Genomic DNA, 17,623 nt, shown 5'->3' with positions numbered 1-17,623 from the left:
CCATTCGTTAACAAGCAACGACCTTGTTCTTTCCACTTGTTTTGGCTTTATACATGGCTTCATCCGCTTGCTTGATCAGTTCATCTGCAGTCACATTTTTACTATATCGGCTCAACCCCATACTTACAGTTACAATGGTTTCCGCCTCAATTCTGGCACGGATACGTTCTGCTAGCTTACTTGCGTCTGTTTCCGTATCCGTTACCAGAACAACCATTTCCTCGCCTCCGTATCTACCGCAAATGCCTATTTGATCGGTTTCCTCTTTCAGTATGTTTGCCACCTGCTTCAAGACCTGATCTCCCATATGATGGCCTTTTGTATCGTTAAGCTTTTTGAAATTGTCGATATCACTAAAAAGCACAGACACGTTTATACGCCCTTCGATATGCTGCCGAACCCGATTGTAGAAATACTTGCGGTTGTATAGCTGCGTTAGCCCATCTCGGATGGACGAATTATAGATGGCCTGCATCAGCTCGATGACACGTTCGAAAATAAACAAAAACAACACGATATATAACACCATAGGTATAATTTGCTCAAGCTTGGTCAAAACGGATTGGACTCCATCAAAAACATAGCTATTCGCCATATGTATCACATGTGTACAGAAATATAAGGTTAGCATAAGCTGGTACTTGATATTTTGACCGATACGGGGATTTACAAGAAGAAAGCTCACAAATATTATTAAAAACAAAAATAGTTCGATTCCAAGCGGGCGGAGCAACCGAATTTGCTCGCTGCTTCCTTGCAGCCAATCAGGTATATACCAGTAGCTCAAGGAAAAGAGTGCAGTCACTGCGAAACACAAGAGGAACACGATACCGTCTCTAAGCCGAGTTGGGTTATAAAGTTGGTAGACACCCAGGTTAACAAGCAGAAATGACAACAGCTTAAGCAAGATTGCCCAATAAAAAGCTAAATCGCTCGTCGAATGCGTGAGTTCAAAATAAATTAATTGATAATGCTGCGCCATCAAAATGAATAAAGAAAGCGTGATGGAGAAATAACCAATTTTTCGGCGTGTCACTAACAGTCGGATCGAAACTAGCAGCGTGAGAAGCAGAATAACCTCAATGATCAAATATGAAACGACGGCACCGAGCGTGCCTAACCATAGATCCTCTAGTCGTAAACCATTCATTGTGCGTAATTGACCTCGCATTCTTAGGCAGATGGATCTATTATAGCAAACATACATTCGTTTTGGTGAAAAATTATGTCTATTTTTGTCTGAAAGGATCACTTGTAAGTTTTACTTTATACCCTTGTAGTAGCAATATAATACTGTTACGATGTATCTATTAAATATCTTGTTTACTTGGACGGTTACGGAGGGCTACCATGAATATTTTACAGGCTTTGTTTTTCCCCCCGGAGCAGCCGGGCGGAGTTTCATCCATGATCCCTTTTATGTTGGATCGCTTTAATAAACGAGGCTGGGAAATGGAATTGTTTTCGCTGCCGAAGAGAGTTCGCGGTAAGGGTGTTGAGCCGGTAAAGTTCTCAACCTTTGATTGGGAAGAGTATGCTGGCAATGCTATCGTTGACAAATATATACAAACATATAAGGACTATGTGTGGTGGACCAAGCTTCGCTTAAACAAAACATATGATTTGATTCATGCCCATCATCCGATAGTAGCTCTGGTTATGAAGCAGTTGTTTCCAGATACACCGATTCTGATGACGGTTCATTCAAGCTTTGAAAAGGAACTAATACTGAATGGTAAAATTAAGGAGAATGGACCGGAACATACCTTTTTAACTTCAATTTACCGAGAGCTGGAGGAGCGGGTAGACCAACTAATAACGGTTTCCAGTTCATTCAAACAATATTTAGCTGAGTATGTGCAGGAGCCTGAGCGGATTGGTGTAATTCCGAACGGGTTTGATGAGAAAAGGTTTCGTCCGGTCCCACATGAGAATAAAACCCCACAGCTGATTACCGTATGCAGGCTGGTACCTGCCAAGGGGTTAGATACTTTATTATTAGCCTGCGCGGAGCTCAAGAAAGAAGGGCATTCCTTCGTCCTTCATCTAATTGGGGATGGCCCGATTCGCCAAGAGCTTGAGCAGATGGCCATTGAGTTGAATATCTACGAGGAAATTATTTTTTACGGCTACATGCTTCATCCTGAGGACTTCATGCCGTTCTTCGATGTATTCGTACTTCCGTCCCGAGCTGAGTCCTTCGGTTCCGTATTTGCGGAAGCGGCACTATGCGGATTGGCTTTGATAGGTACAAATGTAGGTGGGATTCCGGAACAGATCGTGCATGGACAGAATGGCCTGCTCGTGCCTGTGGACGATGTTCCTGCATTGGCTAGTGCATTGGAGAAAGTGATCGGAGATCCAACCTATCGCTATAATCTGGGACGTGTCGCATGGGATAAAGCGCAGAACGCCTACTCCATGTCGAGGGTTGTACAACAGCTTAAGAGTGTATACCGACCTTACCGTAAAGAGCAATCATAACCTATTTATAACTTACATAAAAAAGACCGATCCTCGGCGGATCGGTCTTTTTTATGTAAGTTATAAGGGCTGTTTACGCTGCTAAACGAAGGATAATAATGCCAACCATGGCGGCTCCAAGTCCTGAAACTTCCAAAGTAGTAAATCGCTCTTTTAAGACAAAACGGGCGTAGAGCAGTACAAAAACAACGTTCATGGCAATAACTACGGAGACTAAACCAGTTACTCCTAGCTTAAAAGCTGGCATAACGAGCATCATTCCGGATATGTTAGTTAATCCTACAATCATTCCCCAAAGCAGTGTTTTACTAATGCTCCAATTCGTTCGAGTGGAGATCGGGGCTGTGGAGCTATTTCCATTCACGGCGCTGATTTCTGCCGCTGCAGCTGTTTCAGCTTCGTGTGCTGCCTTCTTGCGTCGAGCCGAGTACCAGGTAAATCCAAACAACACTGTGCCTGTAATGTACATAAGAGACAGTGTGGGCAGTGTCTCTGCGCCTAGCAAGGCAGCTTGCTTAGATGATAAATCGGTTAAACCAAAGCCAAACATAGCAACAGCGCCCCATTGCGCTCCTTTTAAATTATTCCAAGATATCTCGTTAGAATAACGGATTAACAAAAGCCCAAAGATGATGACGACAAAAGACAGTGTCTGCCAAAGGTTTAGCTTTTCATTCCAAATGAAATAAGCCATAATGACCACCACCACGGGCGGTAAGCCTGTAAACATAGCAATAATCGCGGCTTTTCCAACCGCAAAGCCGCGATAGATCGCAGCGTTCGAAATGAAAGAGAACAAGCCCATAACAGCACCTACCCAAACTCCTGAAGACCAATGCTGTCCTGCAAAAAAATTGATAGCTAATGCGATAATAGTTCCCGACAAATAAACCCCGAATAGCAATAAATTTCGGTCAATTGGACGTTGGGAAGTCCATTGATATAGGATACCTCTGAGGCCGAAGCAAACGGCTGCAGCGGCGGCAAATACAAACCACATGATGAGAACTCCTCGCTGAATTATTATTTATTCATATATCATATTGACGGTCATCCCACCGTCAATGATAAGATTCTGACCTGTTATAAATCCTGCGTGCTCTCCTGTTAAATAGAGGCATGCGGCTGCAATGTCGGCAGGAGTTCCAACCCGACCGATAGGGTGCTGGAGCGCGTCCCGCTCACTATGCACCGGCTCCTGCCTGTTCGCGGTCTTCTGCCAGTCACGTGTTTCGATCCACCCAGGACTGACAGCATTTACACGTATGCCATACCTTCCTAAGCTTATGGCCATAGCATGGGTGAGCGCAAGCAGCCCGCCCTTAGAGGCGGAATAAGCTTCTGTGTCCGCTTCGGACATTAGCGCACGTGTAGAGGCCATGTTCACAATAGCGCCACTTCCCTGAAGCTTCATGACAGCAGCAGCGTGCTGCGAGCATAGGAATGCACCGCGGAGGTTCACCCCAATCACTTCATCGAATTGATCGATTGGCAATTGAAGCATAGAGCCATTGCGGCTGATTGCTGCGTTATTGATTAAAATATCGATGCGCCCAAACTTATCATGGATGGTGCGTATCCACTGAATGACTTCATCTTCCTTAGCTATGTTCACACACATAAAAATCGCGTGTTCCCCTATATGTAGTAGCTCTTGAACGGTTTCCAGCCCAGCTTCCTGATCCGCATCTGCAATAGCAACTATATATCCTTCCTTGGCATAAGAGAGGGCTATGGCTTTACCAATACCTTGAGCTCCTCCGGTAACTGCAACCACTCTTTGCATGTGATCTTCTTCCTCCGGCATTATTTTATTTAGTAAAGTACTGGTAAATAATATTTAAATTTATTGAAAACATAGGTCATCCTTTTCACAAAGCCATTGCTTTTTTTACAGGTTATAAATACTATAGTATATAGTATAACAAACGGAGGCGCAATGATGGAGCCTGAACAACGAACGGAACGGGAAATAACTTATCAAGTGGGTTGGAAACGAGGTAAAATCAAACTGAATACAGCACATCCAGTTGATTGCGGAGAACCTGCTGCACAGATTGAAGGGACCAAGAATCTGTTGTCAGGTATCGATAGCTTGAATTTGCGCTGGTTATGGCGACCAGTAGGTCTAATAAAGGATGAGGTTCTTCAAGTGGTGCTATGGGTATTCCCAGTCATAGCTTTTGGAATATCCATGTGGCTGATCTATAAATTGTCCTTTCAACCGTAAGGGATTCTGAAGTTATTTATCAAGAAATGAGGCTGGTGACAAATATGAAATTGATTCTGGCAATCGTAGGAGGGAGTATTGGACTTTTAGTTTCAGCTTCTGCTGTATTTATGGCTTGGGCTTTGTTTCAGCATCATAAAACCAAGTCAACTCAAGAAACTGTAACAGGAGAACCCTCGGAGAAGATGGGAATCACGTCCGGAAGTGCAGTTTCGGCTGCGATGCTGAGATGGACCTTTTTTGACTATGCATTAATTGCTGTATTTGCTATAGGAAGCTTGTTTCTTTTCACGGATGTTATTGCTGTGATTCGCGATGCGGAGAGCTACCCGCTGTACCACTACGGTTACTTGCTCTGTGGATTCGTCTTTACGTTATTAGGTATGTTGTTTATGATTCTTCGACTAGCGTTTGTGCTTTCGTTAGTTCGTTCGGATCGGCCGGTTACGGTACAGGATAATCATAATCATCCAGGCAGCGCTGACCAAGCCGAAAAACGGGTATAGTGTGGAAAGCAGTGTTTTAAAGCCCAGCTGGCTAATTATATAGCTGAGCAGCAGGATGAGTATCAAAACCCAGTTTCGAGATATTCGGGTACGTTGCTCCAGCTGAGTTGAAAGCCCATAAACATCAGCAATAAGGGTTGTAAATATTTCTCCATAGATGACACCAATAAACAATAACTGCAGCAGCGGTCCGAGATTATGAATTAAATGTCCCATAGGGATTTCGAATTGGGAGATTCCAGGCATTTGTGCTGATAAAGCAAAATGGCCGGCAAGCAGCATCATTCCAATAATGACTCCTCCAGAAATTCCCCCCCAGAATAGAACGGAGCGGTCCTTAGTTTGAGCGCCAAGCGGGACAAGCACTCCTTGTGACATAGTCAGGTTAAAGGCAGCATAAAGAAATGGGGCAAACCAAATTCGAACCATGCTGAAATCGGATGTTAGCTGAAGCCAATTGTTCGAGCCAGGTATGCCCCAGTTATCCCATACAACGATACAGCTAAAGGAGAGCATCAATGGCACAACAATAGAGTTTACAGCCAGAATGGCCTTCATTCCATTATTTAATACGATAAATGCCAATACTAACGTAACTACTAAACCTAACTGATTAGGCAAATGAAATTGTTCCTTAAAGACTGAGCCAGCTCCGGCTAGCATAACGGTTGTCACACCGAACAAAGTTATTAGGGTGAACAGGCTTATCCACTCGCCTACTTTTTCACCAAAGAGGAGTCTATTTAAATCCTCATAAGAACGAGCTTTGACATCATGAGCCAACAACATTAGTTTAATTCCAAGCCAAACGAAGAGCAGGCTGGAAATACCAATCGTAAGCGTAGCCATCCAACCGTACCGAGTAAAAAATTGTAGTATTTCTTGGCCTGTTGCGAAGCCAGCACCTACGACAGTGCCGACATAAGTAAAACAGACTTGCAGGATGCTGCCGAGTTTTCTCATGTATAGACCTACCTTTCACACGGCATGTTACTCCCGATATTAGTACAAGGTATGAAAAAGTGGACGAACACATGACACTGAACTTGGGAAAATGGCAAGATTCTGTTAAAATTGATTATAACTTTTATTTTTACTGATTATATCTGAGGTTGGAGCGTGTTTGAGTGCTGGATGATATTCTACTCTTGATAGAAAACTATGGATACATTGCGTTATATTGCTTGTTGGCTGTGGGGATTATTGGAATCCCCGTACCTGATGAAATCTTGATGACAACCGTTGGTTCCTTAACCTTAGAAGGTGGTCCGCTATCATTCGGAACTTCATTTATAGTCTGTTTTGCTGGTACGATGACTGGAATGCTGGTTAGTTATTATTTAGGAAAGACCGTTGGGAAGCCTTTCCTATATCGATATGGTAAATGGGTGAAGCTAACGCCGCAGAGGCTGGAACGAGCGGAGGGCTGGTTTAAGAAATACGGAATATGGGCGGTCGTATTCGGATACTACGTCCCCGGGGTGAGGCATTTCACCTGTTATTTGGCAGGTGTTAGCGGTGTCGCATTATGGAGATATTTGTTGTATGCGGGCAGCGGTGCGTTAGTCTGGTGCTTGACATTCCTATCATTGGGTCACTTCATCGGTAGGAATGCCCCTATGATTGCTGGTGTGGTACATCATTATCTGGGACTTTGCGTTGCAATAATTGTAGTGCTGGCTGGTGTTGGAGGCTACATCTATTGGCGTTATCGCCGTAAACGTCAAAGGTCCCACTCATAGGGATACGGAAACGAAAGAACAAAGAAAAGGACCTCGAATCGAGGTCCTTTTCTGCATGAATCGAAAGTCTTATATGACTCATTACTCTACAGCAAAGAGTTTAATGGAGTTCACTTTATCGGTTTTCGGGTCAATGTCAAGCTTCAATACAGCTCCTGTAGATTTATAAGTGAGAACAAAGCTTGTATTGGAGTCTGGTTTGCCCAATGTTTTGAACACATCGTTCGTAGACTGACCAAGCTTAAGACCGTTAAGACCAGGATTAATATCACTGCTGCGAATGTCGATGAATTGAAGTAAATTCTTTTGATTAAAGCCAACCAGGAAATCAGTGTAGTCATACACGGTTATAGGGTCGCTATCATCTTCCATGACGAATTGTGATTTCGGTTTACCGTATTTCGTTGTAACTTTATCCAATGAGGTATTCAAGGTTAATCCGAGTAGTGTAGGCTTTTCCTGGTTATAGGGATCTTGAATATCAATCTTTGGCTTAGTGGCCGCAGCCGGCTTACTGTCTGGTGTGTCCTGATCTGGCAGGTTATTATGCTCAACACTCGCCAACGATACCTTATCGGTCGGATTTACTATCGCTGGAGTGTTATCTGCCTGTTTGACAGATGCGGTCCCTTCATCGGCTGCATCATGCTTATTAGTCACATCAACATTAGCTACTGTGGGAGGTTGAACTTGTGATTCCCCCGGCTTGGGACTTTGCAGCGTAGTTGATGTATCTTTACATCCTATTAATAGCATAATGAAGATTAATGGAATAGACCAAAGAGCGATGAATTTATTATGTCTGATCATCCCAATCTTTCCTTCCTTATTGAATTGTAAATATTAATCTGATTGTGATTGTTGTATAAATAATTACCCGATGGATAACCTATCTAATCATACTCTGTTAAGCAGTAATCCACAAAGAGCATTTATGACTAAATGAAGGCAAATTTTATGAAAATAGCTGGTTATTATTTTCAGTATGCTTTTTTCGCGATTAAGATCATCGTTTCTCTTATTACATCTATATAGACGCGTTTTACAGGACGAAGTTGCACATCCTTTAAAAAAGTTTATTGCATTAGGACTTGAAACCCGGAATCTCCTTGTGATAAGTTAACGGAAAGAGTTTTTCGGATGGGGGAGCATAAATGGAATTATTAAAACAACGTATAAGAGAAGTAGGAACTGTACTTTCAAATGAGATTATTAAGTTGGATGCCATATTGAATCATGCAGTGGATCCGGTGCTGACAACTGCAATGGGAAAAGAATTTGCACGTTTATTCAGAGAAGAGAATATTACGAAGATAGTGACGATTGAATCGTCTGGGATTGCGATTGCTTTTGCGGTAGCGCAGGAGCTCGGTGTGCCGATGGTCTTCGCCCGCCGTAAAAAATCACTCAACGCAGACTTATCAGAAACCTATTGCGAGCGTGTTCCTTCCTTCACCAAAGGATTGGTCACAGATATTATGGTATCGCGTGAATTTTTGGATCCTCAAGATCGAATTCTTCTGATTGATGACTTTATTGCCAATGGGGATGCAGCCAGAGGCTTGATCCGGATTATCCGACGTTCAGGCGCTCATTTGGCGGGTGTTGGGATAGCAGTGGAAAAATCCTTTCAAGCAGGTGGACGTACCATCAGGGAATCTGGGGTACGTGTGGAATCTTTAGCTAGGATTGCTTCAATGGAGCCTGGGAAAATTGAATTTGAATAGGATGATTTTCATGAATTATTTTCAAATTCAATAGACCTTTTCAGCATGATCATTTTCATTTATAATGATTACATGTTAAGAGAGGAGGCATTGCTATGGGGAATGGAGTCCCGGCCGATTTTTTTGAGACAAAGTTAAGCGAAGCCAAAATTCACTTTGAACGTGCCCTCGATTGTAAACATACAGAGTTTGACGACCTGTATCCCTATATGATTGAACATCCTCAATTTTTTTGGTATAAACGTTACGTAGCGTGGTCTGAATTGTTAACGATCGTTAAGTTGTGTGAACAGCTAGGGGAAGAATGGCAGGAACAATTTTCTCAACAACAGGTAGATTATATACAAAAGAGAGTCATGTCTAGCAAGGTTCTTGACTACTGGTTTGAAACTAATGATTCTAAAGAACATGTAAGCTAGTCGTACGAAGTACGTGCTATACAGTAGGAATAATAAAACCTATTTCACCTATATGGTGAGATAGGTTTTGTTGTTGTACGCGGAAATTGAGGTCACGCTGATTATGGCGCATGGTGTTTAAAGGGTATTTTTTAAGGGAGTTAATTAATCTGGCAATATGTTCATACTTTCGATGTGTGATTTGGTCTCAGGCGTGCCAAGCTCATGCAGCTTCTGATAAATTTGGGCTAAGTAATAATCAGCGGCATCGTTTTCCTTGTCGTTATGATATTCCCGGTATGGGATATGTGCCCGTATGCCTGTATCTTCTTGAGCTTCCATCGATTCCTCGAACAACTCCTCAAGCTGGTCACGCTCTTCCTCGGTTGCGTTGATGACAAATTCAAAATTACCTGTCATGTTGGATGGCTCCAAAATTTCTCCTTGGCCAACTGAAACGTAAAAGGTCTTTTTTTCGGTTTCTGTATTCATATCCATGTTTAAGGTTCCCTTCCTTTTGAGCAAATGACTTGAGTAATTCCTAATAGGTTTATTGTACGCTTCGTTTGGTGTATTCTATTCTTACATAGGCTGGATAGAAAAAGGAGCGATTTTAATGATTACGGAAGATCTATTGGATCAGTATCGGGTTGAAGGGACATTGATTCGTGTTGTAAGGGATGCCGATGTCAAAAATGATGTAAAAGGAATTGTGGTTGCATGGGATGATGAAACGGTAATGATTCGGAAGCAAAATAGGCGCATTGTGAAGCTTGATCGCAAGCATCATTATCAGCCTTTTGCTGAGGAACGGAATGTAGAGTGGATTGAAGGGTAAAAAACCGGGGCTGCCCCCGGCTACCTTGTGAACTTGCATGAAAAATGGTGTTATTTAGATTCTGGAGAATCAGCAGCTGCTGTTTTCGTATTCCTACCCTCTGCCCACTTTTCATCAAACTGCTCTAGCCTAGACGGATGAGAAGCAGGTCCTCTGTTTTTCGGTTTATTATTTCTGCCAGCCATGTTATCACCTCCCCGAGAATAGGTTATCTAGTTCATAATGTTCTTATCCGTCACTGCAGATAAGAATAACTCGGAGCTGTTACTGGAACCCTATATGGTAGCTGGTAGAGAATTAGGAGGGGAAGCTTGTTGGAGGAAATGCAAACCGTTATGCTGGACGCTTATTATGCGCTAAGGCTTCAAAGTGAGGGTGAGATTGGGGTAAGCGGGGATGTTATAAGGCTTTCTGCAGGAACTGGACAGGCATATACACATTTGTTCGACATCCCTTCGATGCAAGACGAGCAGGCAGCTAAGGAATGGGCTTTGAGGGCTCTGCAGGCATACAGGGAGGGGTAAGGTCTAAGGGTAAGAAGAAGGCATCAAATTAGCGTGTAGATCCTCTCTAAGGCCTAAAAGCCCCCAAAACAAACATGATTCCCAGTGTCGCAAGCATCCCGATAAGGATGAATAGAAGGCCACTTAGAAAAAGAAAAGCACCAGGGATAATAAAGCTTGCTACAACAGCAATACCTATTATCCAAAGCATAGATTGGAAGGTTAGCTTAATGAACCCCCATATTAATAAAGCGGCAATGACGCCAATGGCTATCTGATATAGTACCATTCTGGAATCCTCCTAAGAGTTTGGCAGCGTAAGCTTTTTAGGCTTGCTCTTTGCTCCATTATATGGGCCAAGCATGGAAAAAATGATAATTGATAGTTGGATGAAAATCGGAGTATAAATGTACTTTTCACAGCATACAATATAATCCAATCAATCAGTCCTTAGTACAGCGGTGCTGGGATTTAAAGGGAGGGTGTAAGATGTCTGATGAAGGGTCAACGCTGAAGGGAACCGTTTATGGTATTTTGTTTACGCTCCCAATCTGGTGTCTTATAGCTTGGGTTTGTTATTACTGTTTTATTGCCTAGTTCAATAATGTCTGAGTTAAGAAATTCCCCCCATGAATAAAATGTTAGAAAGATGTTTGACATCTAGCAAAGCAGATGATATTATACTTCTTGTCCCCTTCAGAGTTTAATTGAAGAGACACTTCTAATAGGCGGTCATGGCGGAATTGGCAGACGCGCACGGTTCAGGTCCGTGTGGGCTAACCCCCCGTGGAGGTTCGAGTCCTCTTGACCGCACCACATACTTAAACGACACTCTAGAGAATTCTCTGGAGTTTTTTTGTATTTAAATAGAGTCAAAGTAAAGAAAGCGGCTATGCCATGTCTAGCTAATTGGATACCGTTTTCTCGACCAGAGATTCAAAGTAATCAGTATCATATCAACCTAGACGCAAGAAAGATGTATGTTTATTGACAACATCTTCCCTCGGTGATATCATTTTATGAGAGAAAAGACGTCATAAGCAGTGGGCAAATGCGAGAGGACAATCCTTTATTGTGTCACATCGCGCTAGTTCTTAATTTACAACCACTTGTTAGATTCATAGCAGGTGGTTTTTTAATTTAATTTGTGATGCCATGCCTGAGGGAGAAGCTTTTTACACTATCAAAATAAGAAAAGGCGGAGACATGAATGGAGATTAGGTCAGCACAGCAAACGGATATTGAATCGATTCTGGATATATATAATGAAGCGATATTAAATACGGTAGCCACCTTTGATACGGAGCTGCGTACCTTAGAACAGCAGACACAATGGTTTCACAACCATGGAGAATTATACCCCATTTGGGTTGCGGAGCAGGCTGGCATTATTATTGGCTGGGCATCGTTAAATCCTTATTCCGACCGGCTAGCCTATAGAAGGACTGCTGAATTGTCTTTGTACATTCACAGTGACTACAGGGGGAAGGGTGTTGGCAAGCAGCTGATGAAGCAAGTACTAGATGCTGGGCTTGCAGCGGGCTTGCACACAGTCTTATCCCGAATTGTTGTAGGGAATGAGAGCAGCATCCATCTGCATCAAGTCTATGATTTCGAGCATGTAGGAATTATGCGGCAAGTAGGCTTCAAGTTCGGTAGGATGCTGGACGTGATTATGATGCAGAAAATGCTGTAATCTTACTGCCGGAGTACCTGCGTGATCGGCAGACGGACAGCGACTTCGGTACCTTGGGGTTCTTGGATGCTTTCCAGGGTGAGAGTGCCGCCATGCAGATTAATGATCTCCTTGCAGATGGAAAGACCTAAGCCTGTTCCCCCACCTCCGGGATTAACTTGATAAAACTTACCGGTAACTTTGTTGATATGTTCGGCCGGGATGCCGATACCTTGATCACGAACGCGAATTACGTAATATTCGCGTTCGACTAATAAGGAAACGTCTATAGTCGTATCTGGATGAGCGAACTTAACTGCGTTATCGACGAGATTGATAAACACCTGCTTTAGACGGTTTTCATCCCCAGGAATGATGCTATTTTCAGGTGCGTTATTGATAAGTCGGAGTGAGTTGTTTTTGATCGAAGCCTTGGTTGTGAGCTGAAGTATAACCTCATTAAGCAATTCCAGTATATTCGTTTGTTTAACCTCTAACACAAGCTGCTTTTGTTCCAATCTGGAGAAATCAAGCAGTTCCTCAACCAATCCGACCAAACGGTCCGTTTCTTTGGAAATGATTTTAAGACCCCTTTTTGTTACATTAATATCTTGTAAATCACCAAGCAGAATCGTCTCGCTCCAACCTTTTATACTGGTCAACGGCGTTCGTAGTTCATGAGAGATAGACGAGATGAAGTCATTTTTCAAATTATCGGTTTTGACAATTTCTTCGGCCATGTAGTTTAAAGTTTGGGCCAGCTCCCCGAGCTCATACCGGTAGGTTTCGTCTATTCGTGTATCGAATCGGCCCTTGGCCATAAGGGAAGAAGCTGTTGTTATATGATGGAGCGGCTTAACTATGGAATTTGCTAATGCAATGCTAATCAGTGTGACTGTTGCCAATATGATCAAACCAATTAACAAAGCAATGCCAGATAATGTGCGTATCACACGGTCAACGGCCTCCAAGGAAGTGATGTAACGCAGCACAGCGATGGACTGGCCGTTCGATTGAAGCGGGGTAGAGACAGCCATTATGCGTTCGAGTGTTCCTGGATTGTCACCGATCCAACGACTGGTAGCTCCTTGGGCTGCTGCTTGCACATCCTTAGTAAACAATTGCTCCCGAACAGAGAAGCCGCTAGAACTGGTTAGAATGGTGCCTTGGGTGCTAATAACTTGCAGCTCAGCATTGTTATGGGCAAAGGAATCCGTAATATCCGCCAACTGGGTGTCAAGCAGCATAACGTTTAGGTTGGCGTGAAACTTATTATAGAAGGAAGCCGATACTTGGGCATGATTACTGAGTTGATTGGAAATGGTGTTGTAGTAGTAAGTTCGAACAGAGTAAATAAACACACTTTCCACTAAAATTAAGGTTAACAAAACCACGAGAAAGTAATGGGACACGACAAGCCGTTTCATTCCTGCTTTAATCATAATGAAGGATCCGTCCATTTATAGCCGAAGCCCCATACCGTCTGAATAAAAATAGGCTTGGAGGGGTCTTTCTCGATTTTTTGGCGGAGTCGTCGTATATTGACATCAACCATCTTGGGATCGCCATAATAATCTTTTCCCCATACATTATCCAGCAGCGAGTCGCGGCTTAACGGCACTCCCTCATGGTCCATGAACATCCGCAGTAAAGCTAGCTCGGTTGGAGTCACCTCCAGTAAGAGACCGTTTTTCTTGACCTCACGACCCTCCATATCCAGCTCAAAAGGGCCTGAGCGAATTAATCTGCTGCTATTGGTTGTAGGAGTTTTTAATTCAACACGGCGCAGCAAAGAGTGAATACGTGCCATCAATTCACCCGGACTAAACGGCTTGCTTATGTAATCGTCGGCTCCGAGAGTCAAACCGAGTATTTTATCTTTTTCCTGAACTTTGGCCGTCAAGAAAATAATCCCCATGCGCTCATTGTTCTGCCGGATGTACTTGCAGACTTCAAATCCATTAGGTGCAGGCACCTTGACATCTAACAATGCAAGGTTGATCTCAGGGTGCTCCTGAAGAGATTGCAGGGCTTCACTGCCTGAGGCAGCTTCAATAACCTGGAATCCTTCACGAAGCAAATTAACAACGATAAAGCTTCGAATTGATTCTTCATCCTCTAATAAAAGTACAGTGCTCATGGGTTCGCATCTCCTAAGAGTTTGGCTTTAGCCGAAAGGATAAGCATTCAGCAGCTATTTCACCAGCTCGGACAGGGGCCGAAAATGGGTCATGTATTTGCGACTCGCTTCATTAAGGTGAAGAGCAGTTACCGTTTTGGCGGTTCGGCCGATTTCCATCCAATCGGTAGAAGGCTGTATGCCGATCCAAGCTTCCTCAGACATCGTCTTCCATTCTACTGTTTCGCCATTACTGCTAGATATGAACCGCAGCACTTCTTCGTCTTTGGGCCGCTGAAGCACATAGGTTTTATCCCACTCGACTGGTATTTCAAAGTAAAAACCGTTGCTTAAATCCATATACAGTTCATATAGCGGGGCTGGAGAGTAGCCCGTATGACTGTCCCAACGGTAAAAGGCTGTAATCCAGGGAGTCGAAGCATAAGCTTCATTCTCCCAGCCTGTTGGCGCCTGGTCGATACCAATCTCCACAATACCGTCATGGTTGAAGTCACCGTTAATCGAAGGGCGCGGCTTCATGGGGATATCATTGTCTGGGAAGACTTTAATCAAATTGCCCTGTGCAAAATATACCAATTGAGTGTATGCTGAATGAGCACCTACCCCGGCATCCAATAGAACCCCGCGTACGGATTCAGCGATCCAGCCTGATTGGATAGAATAGTAGCCGTTTACATGAGGATCTAACGGCGTCTTTCCAACGGTTTGAAAGCTGTTTAAGTCGTATTGGAAGACGGTCAATGACGAGGAGACATTTCGTTCTAATGTCAGAATGGATATATCCTTTTTATTATCTTGGTTGATGTCATCGACTATAAATTCGGTATAAGGAGATTCCAATATTTTGGAAAAAAGCTTTCCGTCAAAATGGTAAACAATCAATCCTTTGGATACTTTAGCTCCTCCAGAATAGCCGGCCAGCACATTGATGCTGCCGTCATGGGTTACATCGTCAAACAACAGCGTGTCCAATTCGTAACCCTCCCCTTGGAACTGGTCAAGCATTTTCCACGTTTCTCCATCCTGTTGCCACAGCATGCCTGTTAATCCTAGGTTGCTTTCTGAAGTCTTGTAATATACAATAGCTTCCAGTATACCATCCCGATTCAGATCGTTTACGAATATGGAGCCAGAAGCTCGGGAATTTTTCGGTCGTACTAAAGATGCGCCAGAAGGAAGTGCATTCTGGATCACTTGCTTCAAGCTTTCCTTTTCCTCAGGTAATCGTGGTAACCGCATATAGGACTGCGGGTCTTTAGTAAGTGCGCAGCCACTGCAAAAAAAGGTGAGAGCTATAAACAACATGAATGTGCCGCGGAGCTTGAACTGTAACAGGGTAATCACCTTCTTATCTAGGGTTCATTCATTAGGTCATTATACCAGCCGTAGTGGCAAGGAAGCGTAACAAAACGGTAACAGTTTTAAATATAACACTATATGGTGTGATATTTATCACAGTATAGAGTCAGTTTATCATGATACTTTGTAGGTACAGCTACCTATATAGAGAAAAGAGGCACATATTCATGAACATTAAAATGGGGATTGTAGGTAAGGTTACATGGTTAGTGGTCATAGCTGTAATGGTAAGTGTATTATCACTTCTTAGTATTGGATATTATGTGAATTACAAACAGGTTGATGAAGCGGCAGGCGATGAATTAATAGGCTGCGCGAGCATTACCTCAGGGCTGCTTACAGCTGTAGAGATACAGGAGTTGTCGCAAGGCAAAGTTTCTCAGAACTTAAAGGAGAAAGTTAACTGGATCGTTGATCATAAGCCTATTTTTAAAAATGCTGCAATAATAAGTTTGGATGGCGTGCTGATTGTGCCTGATAAACGTTGGGAAGCACAGGGATATAAAGCAGGAGATAAAGTATTTGTGGATCGTGATGCTGTAGACATGCTGGTTAGCATGAAGCATCCTGAAGCGTCAGCAGTTCATAACTTTGCAGGTATTGACCGTAAATCCGGTTATGCTCCAATCTTTGCCGACCATGATAGCTCCAAAAACATTGTAGCGTTGATGGCAGTTGATTTTGACGCATCGATCATTAAGGATCGTACTTTTAAGATGCTGAAGTTTACGGTACAAACAGGAGGCATTTTTCCAGTAGTCGCCGCATTAATAGCTTACTTACTAATCAGCAGGATGATAAAGCCTATTGGACTCGTCAGTGCTAGGGTGCAAAAAATTGCAGAAGGCGATTTAACTGGAGAGGCCATTACAAGCACAAGCAAAGATGAAATTGGCAGCTTGGTTAGTTCAGTGAATCAAATGAGTATTCAATTAAAGCAAATGATACATACCATAGAGGATACTTCCCGAGAGGTTAATCGGACATCCAAAGTGTTGTCGGGAGACGCTAACCAGACCGCAGCTTCGATTCACACGATGGTATCCGCTATGCAGCAAATAGCAGCAGGGGCTGAAGCGCAGGAGAAAGGGACGGACGAGAGCGCGCGTGCCATGGAGGAAATTGCAGAAGGAATCAATGGAATTGCCGACTCCGCAATGACAATGTCTGAGATGATGTCGGATACTCTAGGTGCAGCGGTAGAGGGTAGTGAAACATTGGACCGCGTTCTGAAACAAATGGACTCGATACATCAATCAGTAGAAGAATCCTCAGGAGCTGTTAAGGAATTATCCAATAACTCGGAACAAATAGGTCAAATTGTATTGGTTATGAAGGGAATATCGACCCAGACCAATCTGCTGGCTTTGAACGCTTCTATCGAAGCTTCGAGAGCAGGTGAAGATGGCAAAGGTTTTGCAGTTGTAGCGGGTGAAATTCGTAAGCTGGCTGAACAGTCGAGGCTATCCTCTGAGCATATTGCAGAATTAATTGAAACCGTGCAGCTCAAGATTCAGCATATGGTAGCGGCGATGGAGCGGGAAATGGTTGAAATGGAGACAGGCAAAACATACATTCACCAGTTATCCAGCGGATTCCAAAGCATCGTAGACAAAGCTCATAAATCTAATGGACAGATCATGGAAATCTCAGCGATTTCGCAGCAAATTTCAGCAGGTACGGAGGAGGTCGCTTCATCCGTTCATGAAACGGCGACGATTGCCAAGCTATCGTCTTTGCAATCATCGAAGGTGGCCAAGCTGTCTGCCGGTCAGTTGGATTCCATGAAATTAATCACTACCGAAGCTAATGGGATGGAAACGATAAGCGAGGAGCTGAGCGGAGTGGTTAGGAAGTTCAAAATCTCTTAGCCTACCTGCTTCTTTGCTTGACTCATTTTTTGCAGATAGCTATAATGTAACATATGTCAATGAAGGTATATTGGGACAAAAGTCTTCTGAGCACCCCGTTTGGGGTGCTTTATTGTATAAAATACCGATTGCCGATCAGCTCGATATTGA

21 protein-coding genes and 1 tRNA gene are annotated in these 17,623 nt (G+C 43.3%); 11 read left to right on the top strand and 11 right to left on the bottom strand.

From position 1 onward, the window contains the following. Window positions 1–7: 7 nt before the first annotated feature. On the bottom strand, window positions 8–1,150 hold the full coding sequence (locus GC093_RS32790) for a GGDEF domain-containing protein (RefSeq protein ID WP_171656163.1): 1,143 nt from the start codon (window positions 1,148–1,150) through the stop codon (window positions 8–10). A 200-nt stretch (window positions 1,151–1,350) separates the two neighbouring features. Between GC093_RS32790 and GC093_RS32785 the strand changes: the two genes are divergently transcribed. After that, the gene (locus tag GC093_RS32785) at window positions 1,351–2,484 is read left to right on the top strand and encodes a glycosyltransferase family 4 protein (RefSeq protein WP_171656162.1); all 1,134 of its coding nucleotides are present in this window, start codon (window positions 1,351–1,353) and stop codon (window positions 2,482–2,484) included. A 73-nt stretch (window positions 2,485–2,557) separates the two neighbouring features. Here the strand turns inward: GC093_RS32785 and GC093_RS32780 are convergent, their stop codons facing one another. Then, window positions 2,558–3,484, bottom strand: a complete 927-nt coding sequence (locus GC093_RS32780; protein WP_171656161.1) for an EamA family transporter — start codon at window positions 3,482–3,484, stop codon at window positions 2,558–2,560. 27 nt (window positions 3,485–3,511) lie between these two features. Beyond that, a complete protein-coding gene (locus GC093_RS32775; protein ID WP_171656160.1) occupies window positions 3,512–4,270 on the bottom strand; it encodes an SDR family NAD(P)-dependent oxidoreductase in 759 nt (252 codons plus the stop codon). A 156-nt stretch (window positions 4,271–4,426) separates the two neighbouring features. Here GC093_RS32775 and GC093_RS32770 point away from each other — a divergent pair, with 156 nt between their 5' ends. Together GC093_RS32770 and GC093_RS32765 are read left to right on the top strand one after the other, a co-directional pair. Beyond that, complete coding sequence (locus tag GC093_RS32770) at window positions 4,427–4,714, top strand: hypothetical protein (RefSeq protein ID WP_171656159.1); 288 nt, start codon at window positions 4,427–4,429, stop codon at window positions 4,712–4,714. Between the two features lie 44 nt (window positions 4,715–4,758). Next, window positions 4,759–5,220, top strand: a complete 462-nt coding sequence (locus tag GC093_RS32765; protein ID WP_171656158.1) for a hypothetical protein — start codon at window positions 4,759–4,761, stop codon at window positions 5,218–5,220. Here GC093_RS32765 and GC093_RS32760 read toward each other — a convergent pair. Further along, window positions 5,137–6,183, bottom strand: coding sequence for a YkvI family membrane protein (locus GC093_RS32760; RefSeq protein ID WP_171656157.1), 1,047 nt, complete (start codon window positions 6,181–6,183; stop codon window positions 5,137–5,139). The two genes, GC093_RS32765 and GC093_RS32760, sit on opposite strands and share 84 nt — an antisense overlap. A 164-nt stretch (window positions 6,184–6,347) precedes the next feature. On the opposite strand from GC093_RS32760, the gene GC093_RS32755 reads away from it, so the two are divergent. Beyond that, window positions 6,348–6,962, top strand: a complete 615-nt coding sequence (locus GC093_RS32755; protein WP_312886667.1) for a DedA family protein — start codon at window positions 6,348–6,350, stop codon at window positions 6,960–6,962. An 81-nt stretch (window positions 6,963–7,043) separates the two neighbouring features. On the opposite strand, the gene GC093_RS32750 is transcribed toward GC093_RS32755, so the two are convergent. Then, on the bottom strand, window positions 7,044–7,772 hold the full coding sequence (locus GC093_RS32750; RefSeq protein WP_171656156.1) for a DUF4309 domain-containing protein: 729 nt from the start codon (window positions 7,770–7,772) through the stop codon (window positions 7,044–7,046). A gap of 344 nt (window positions 7,773–8,116) precedes the next feature. Between GC093_RS32750 and GC093_RS32745 the strand changes: the two genes are divergently transcribed. Continuing rightward, window positions 8,117–8,689 carry a xanthine phosphoribosyltransferase gene (locus GC093_RS32745; protein WP_171656155.1) on the top strand — a complete coding sequence of 191 codons (573 nt, stop codon included), beginning with the start codon at window positions 8,117–8,119 and terminating at the stop codon, window positions 8,687–8,689. A 95-nt stretch (window positions 8,690–8,784) separates the two neighbouring features. Continuing rightward, entirely contained in the window at window positions 8,785–9,108 is a 324-nt protein-coding gene (locus tag GC093_RS32740; RefSeq protein ID WP_171656154.1) for a hypothetical protein, read from the top strand. A gap of 144 nt (window positions 9,109–9,252) precedes the next feature. Here the strand turns inward: GC093_RS32740 and GC093_RS32735 are convergent, their stop codons facing one another. Next, window positions 9,253–9,585 carry a hypothetical protein gene (locus tag GC093_RS32735; RefSeq protein WP_246315798.1) on the bottom strand — a complete coding sequence of 111 codons (333 nt, stop codon included), beginning with the start codon at window positions 9,583–9,585 and terminating at the stop codon, window positions 9,253–9,255. Window positions 9,586–9,703: 118 nt separating this feature from the next. Between GC093_RS32735 and GC093_RS32730 the strand changes: the two genes are divergently transcribed. Continuing rightward, window positions 9,704–9,925, top strand: a complete 222-nt coding sequence (locus tag GC093_RS32730; RefSeq protein ID WP_171656152.1) for a hypothetical protein — start codon at window positions 9,704–9,706, stop codon at window positions 9,923–9,925. A gap of 50 nt (window positions 9,926–9,975) precedes the next feature. On the opposite strand, the gene GC093_RS36520 is transcribed toward GC093_RS32730, so the two are convergent. Beyond that, the gene (locus tag GC093_RS36520; RefSeq protein ID WP_281365355.1) at window positions 9,976–10,110 is read right to left on the bottom strand and encodes a hypothetical protein; all 135 of its coding nucleotides are present in this window, start codon (window positions 10,108–10,110) and stop codon (window positions 9,976–9,978) included. A 129-nt stretch (window positions 10,111–10,239) separates the two neighbouring features. On the opposite strand from GC093_RS36520, the gene GC093_RS32725 reads away from it, so the two are divergent. After that, window positions 10,240–10,449, top strand: coding sequence for a hypothetical protein (locus tag GC093_RS32725; RefSeq protein ID WP_171656151.1), 210 nt, complete (start codon window positions 10,240–10,242; stop codon window positions 10,447–10,449). 46 nt (window positions 10,450–10,495) lie between these two features. Here the strand turns inward: GC093_RS32725 and GC093_RS32720 are convergent, their stop codons facing one another. Continuing rightward, window positions 10,496–10,717: a hypothetical protein gene (locus GC093_RS32720; protein WP_171656150.1), complete on the bottom strand. Its 222-nt coding sequence runs from the start codon at window positions 10,715–10,717 to the stop codon at window positions 10,496–10,498. 439 nt (window positions 10,718–11,156) lie between these two features. On the opposite strand from GC093_RS32720, the gene GC093_RS32715 reads away from it, so the two are divergent. Together GC093_RS32715 and GC093_RS32710 are read left to right on the top strand one after the other, a co-directional pair. Further along, window positions 11,157–11,244, top strand: a tRNA-Leu gene (locus GC093_RS32715). Window positions 11,245–11,638: 394 nt separating this feature from the next. Continuing rightward, entirely contained in the window at window positions 11,639–12,124 is a 486-nt protein-coding gene (locus GC093_RS32710) for a GNAT family N-acetyltransferase (protein ID WP_171656149.1), read from the top strand. A 2-nt stretch (window positions 12,125–12,126) separates the two neighbouring features. Here GC093_RS32710 and GC093_RS32705 read toward each other — a convergent pair whose 3' ends face one another. From GC093_RS32705 to GC093_RS32695, 3 genes are read right to left on the bottom strand one after another with little or no spacing between them, the layout of a single operon-like run. Continuing rightward, window positions 12,127–13,545 (bottom strand): sensor histidine kinase, encoded by a 1,419-nt coding sequence (locus GC093_RS32705; protein ID WP_216624993.1) that lies wholly within the window; start codon window positions 13,543–13,545, stop codon window positions 12,127–12,129. Next, window positions 13,542–14,243 (bottom strand): response regulator transcription factor, encoded by a 702-nt coding sequence (locus GC093_RS32700; RefSeq protein WP_171656148.1) that lies wholly within the window; start codon window positions 14,241–14,243, stop codon window positions 13,542–13,544. Before GC093_RS32700 ends, GC093_RS32705 begins: the two co-directional genes overlap by 4 nt. 54 nt (window positions 14,244–14,297) lie before the next feature. Beyond that, window positions 14,298–15,482 carry a hypothetical protein gene (locus tag GC093_RS32695; protein WP_216624992.1) on the bottom strand — a complete coding sequence of 395 codons (1,185 nt, stop codon included), beginning with the start codon at window positions 15,480–15,482 and terminating at the stop codon, window positions 14,298–14,300. 287 nt (window positions 15,483–15,769) lie between these two features. Between GC093_RS32695 and GC093_RS32690 the strand changes: the two genes are divergently transcribed. Further along, window positions 15,770–17,473, top strand: a complete 1,704-nt coding sequence (locus GC093_RS32690) for a methyl-accepting chemotaxis protein (protein ID WP_171656146.1) — start codon at window positions 15,770–15,772, stop codon at window positions 17,471–17,473. Window positions 17,474–17,623: the final 150 nt, after the last annotated feature.

It is taken from the genome of Paenibacillus foliorum (assembly GCF_013141765.1).
In the GTDB taxonomy this organism is placed as follows: domain Bacteria; phylum Bacillota; class Bacilli; order Paenibacillales; family NBRC-103111; genus Paenibacillus_S; species Paenibacillus_S foliorum.
The sequence above is the reverse complement of the archived record's forward strand: the minus strand, read 5'-3'. Positions and strand labels throughout refer to the sequence as shown.

Bases quoted from the DNA above. Each gene is read 5' to 3' on its own strand.
- GC093_RS32770 (WP_171656159.1), top strand. From the start codon at position 4,427: ATGGAGCCTGAACAACGAACGGAACGGGAAATAACTTATCAAGTGGGT.
- GC093_RS32730 (WP_171656152.1), top strand. From the start codon at position 9,704: ATGATTACGGAAGATCTATTGGATCAGTATCGGGTTGAAGGGACATTG.
- GC093_RS32760 (WP_171656157.1), bottom strand. From the start codon at position 6,183: ATGAGAAAACTCGGCAGCATCCTGCAAGTCTGTTTTACTTATGTCGGC.
- GC093_RS32785 (WP_171656162.1), top strand. From the start codon at position 1,351: ATGAATATTTTACAGGCTTTGTTTTTCCCCCCGGAGCAGCCGGGCGGA.
- GC093_RS32775 (WP_171656160.1), bottom strand. From the start codon at position 4,270: ATGCAAAGAGTGGTTGCAGTTACCGGAGGAGCTCAAGGTATTGGTAAA.
- GC093_RS32740 (WP_171656154.1), top strand. From the start codon at position 8,785: ATGGGGAATGGAGTCCCGGCCGATTTTTTTGAGACAAAGTTAAGCGAA.
- GC093_RS32765 (WP_171656158.1), top strand. From the start codon at position 4,759: ATGAAATTGATTCTGGCAATCGTAGGAGGGAGTATTGGACTTTTAGTT.
- GC093_RS36520 (WP_281365355.1), bottom strand. From the start codon at position 10,110: ATGGCTGGCAGAAATAATAAACCGAAAAACAGAGGACCTGCTTCTCAT.
- GC093_RS32690 (WP_171656146.1), top strand. From the start codon at position 15,770: ATGAACATTAAAATGGGGATTGTAGGTAAGGTTACATGGTTAGTGGTC.
- GC093_RS32710 (WP_171656149.1), top strand. From the start codon at position 11,639: ATGGAGATTAGGTCAGCACAGCAAACGGATATTGAATCGATTCTGGAT.
- GC093_RS32750 (WP_171656156.1), bottom strand. From the start codon at position 7,772: ATGATCAGACATAATAAATTCATCGCTCTTTGGTCTATTCCATTAATC.
- GC093_RS32700 (WP_171656148.1), bottom strand. From the start codon at position 14,243: ATGAGCACTGTACTTTTATTAGAGGATGAAGAATCAATTCGAAGCTTT.
- GC093_RS32695 (WP_216624992.1), bottom strand. From the start codon at position 15,482: ATGCGGTTACCACGATTACCTGAGGAAAAGGAAAGCTTGAAGCAAGTG.
- GC093_RS32745 (WP_171656155.1), top strand. From the start codon at position 8,117: ATGGAATTATTAAAACAACGTATAAGAGAAGTAGGAACTGTACTTTCA.
- GC093_RS32780 (WP_171656161.1), bottom strand. From the start codon at position 3,484: ATGTGGTTTGTATTTGCCGCCGCTGCAGCCGTTTGCTTCGGCCTCAGA.
- GC093_RS32705 (WP_216624993.1), bottom strand. From the start codon at position 13,545: ATGATTAAAGCAGGAATGAAACGGCTTGTCGTGTCCCATTACTTTCTC.
- GC093_RS32735 (WP_246315798.1), bottom strand. From the start codon at position 9,585: ATGGATATGAATACAGAAACCGAAAAAAAGACCTTTTACGTTTCAGTT.
- GC093_RS32720 (WP_171656150.1), bottom strand. From the start codon at position 10,717: ATGGTACTATATCAGATAGCCATTGGCGTCATTGCCGCTTTATTAATA.
- GC093_RS32790 (WP_171656163.1), bottom strand. From the start codon at position 1,150: ATGAATGGTTTACGACTAGAGGATCTATGGTTAGGCACGCTCGGTGCC.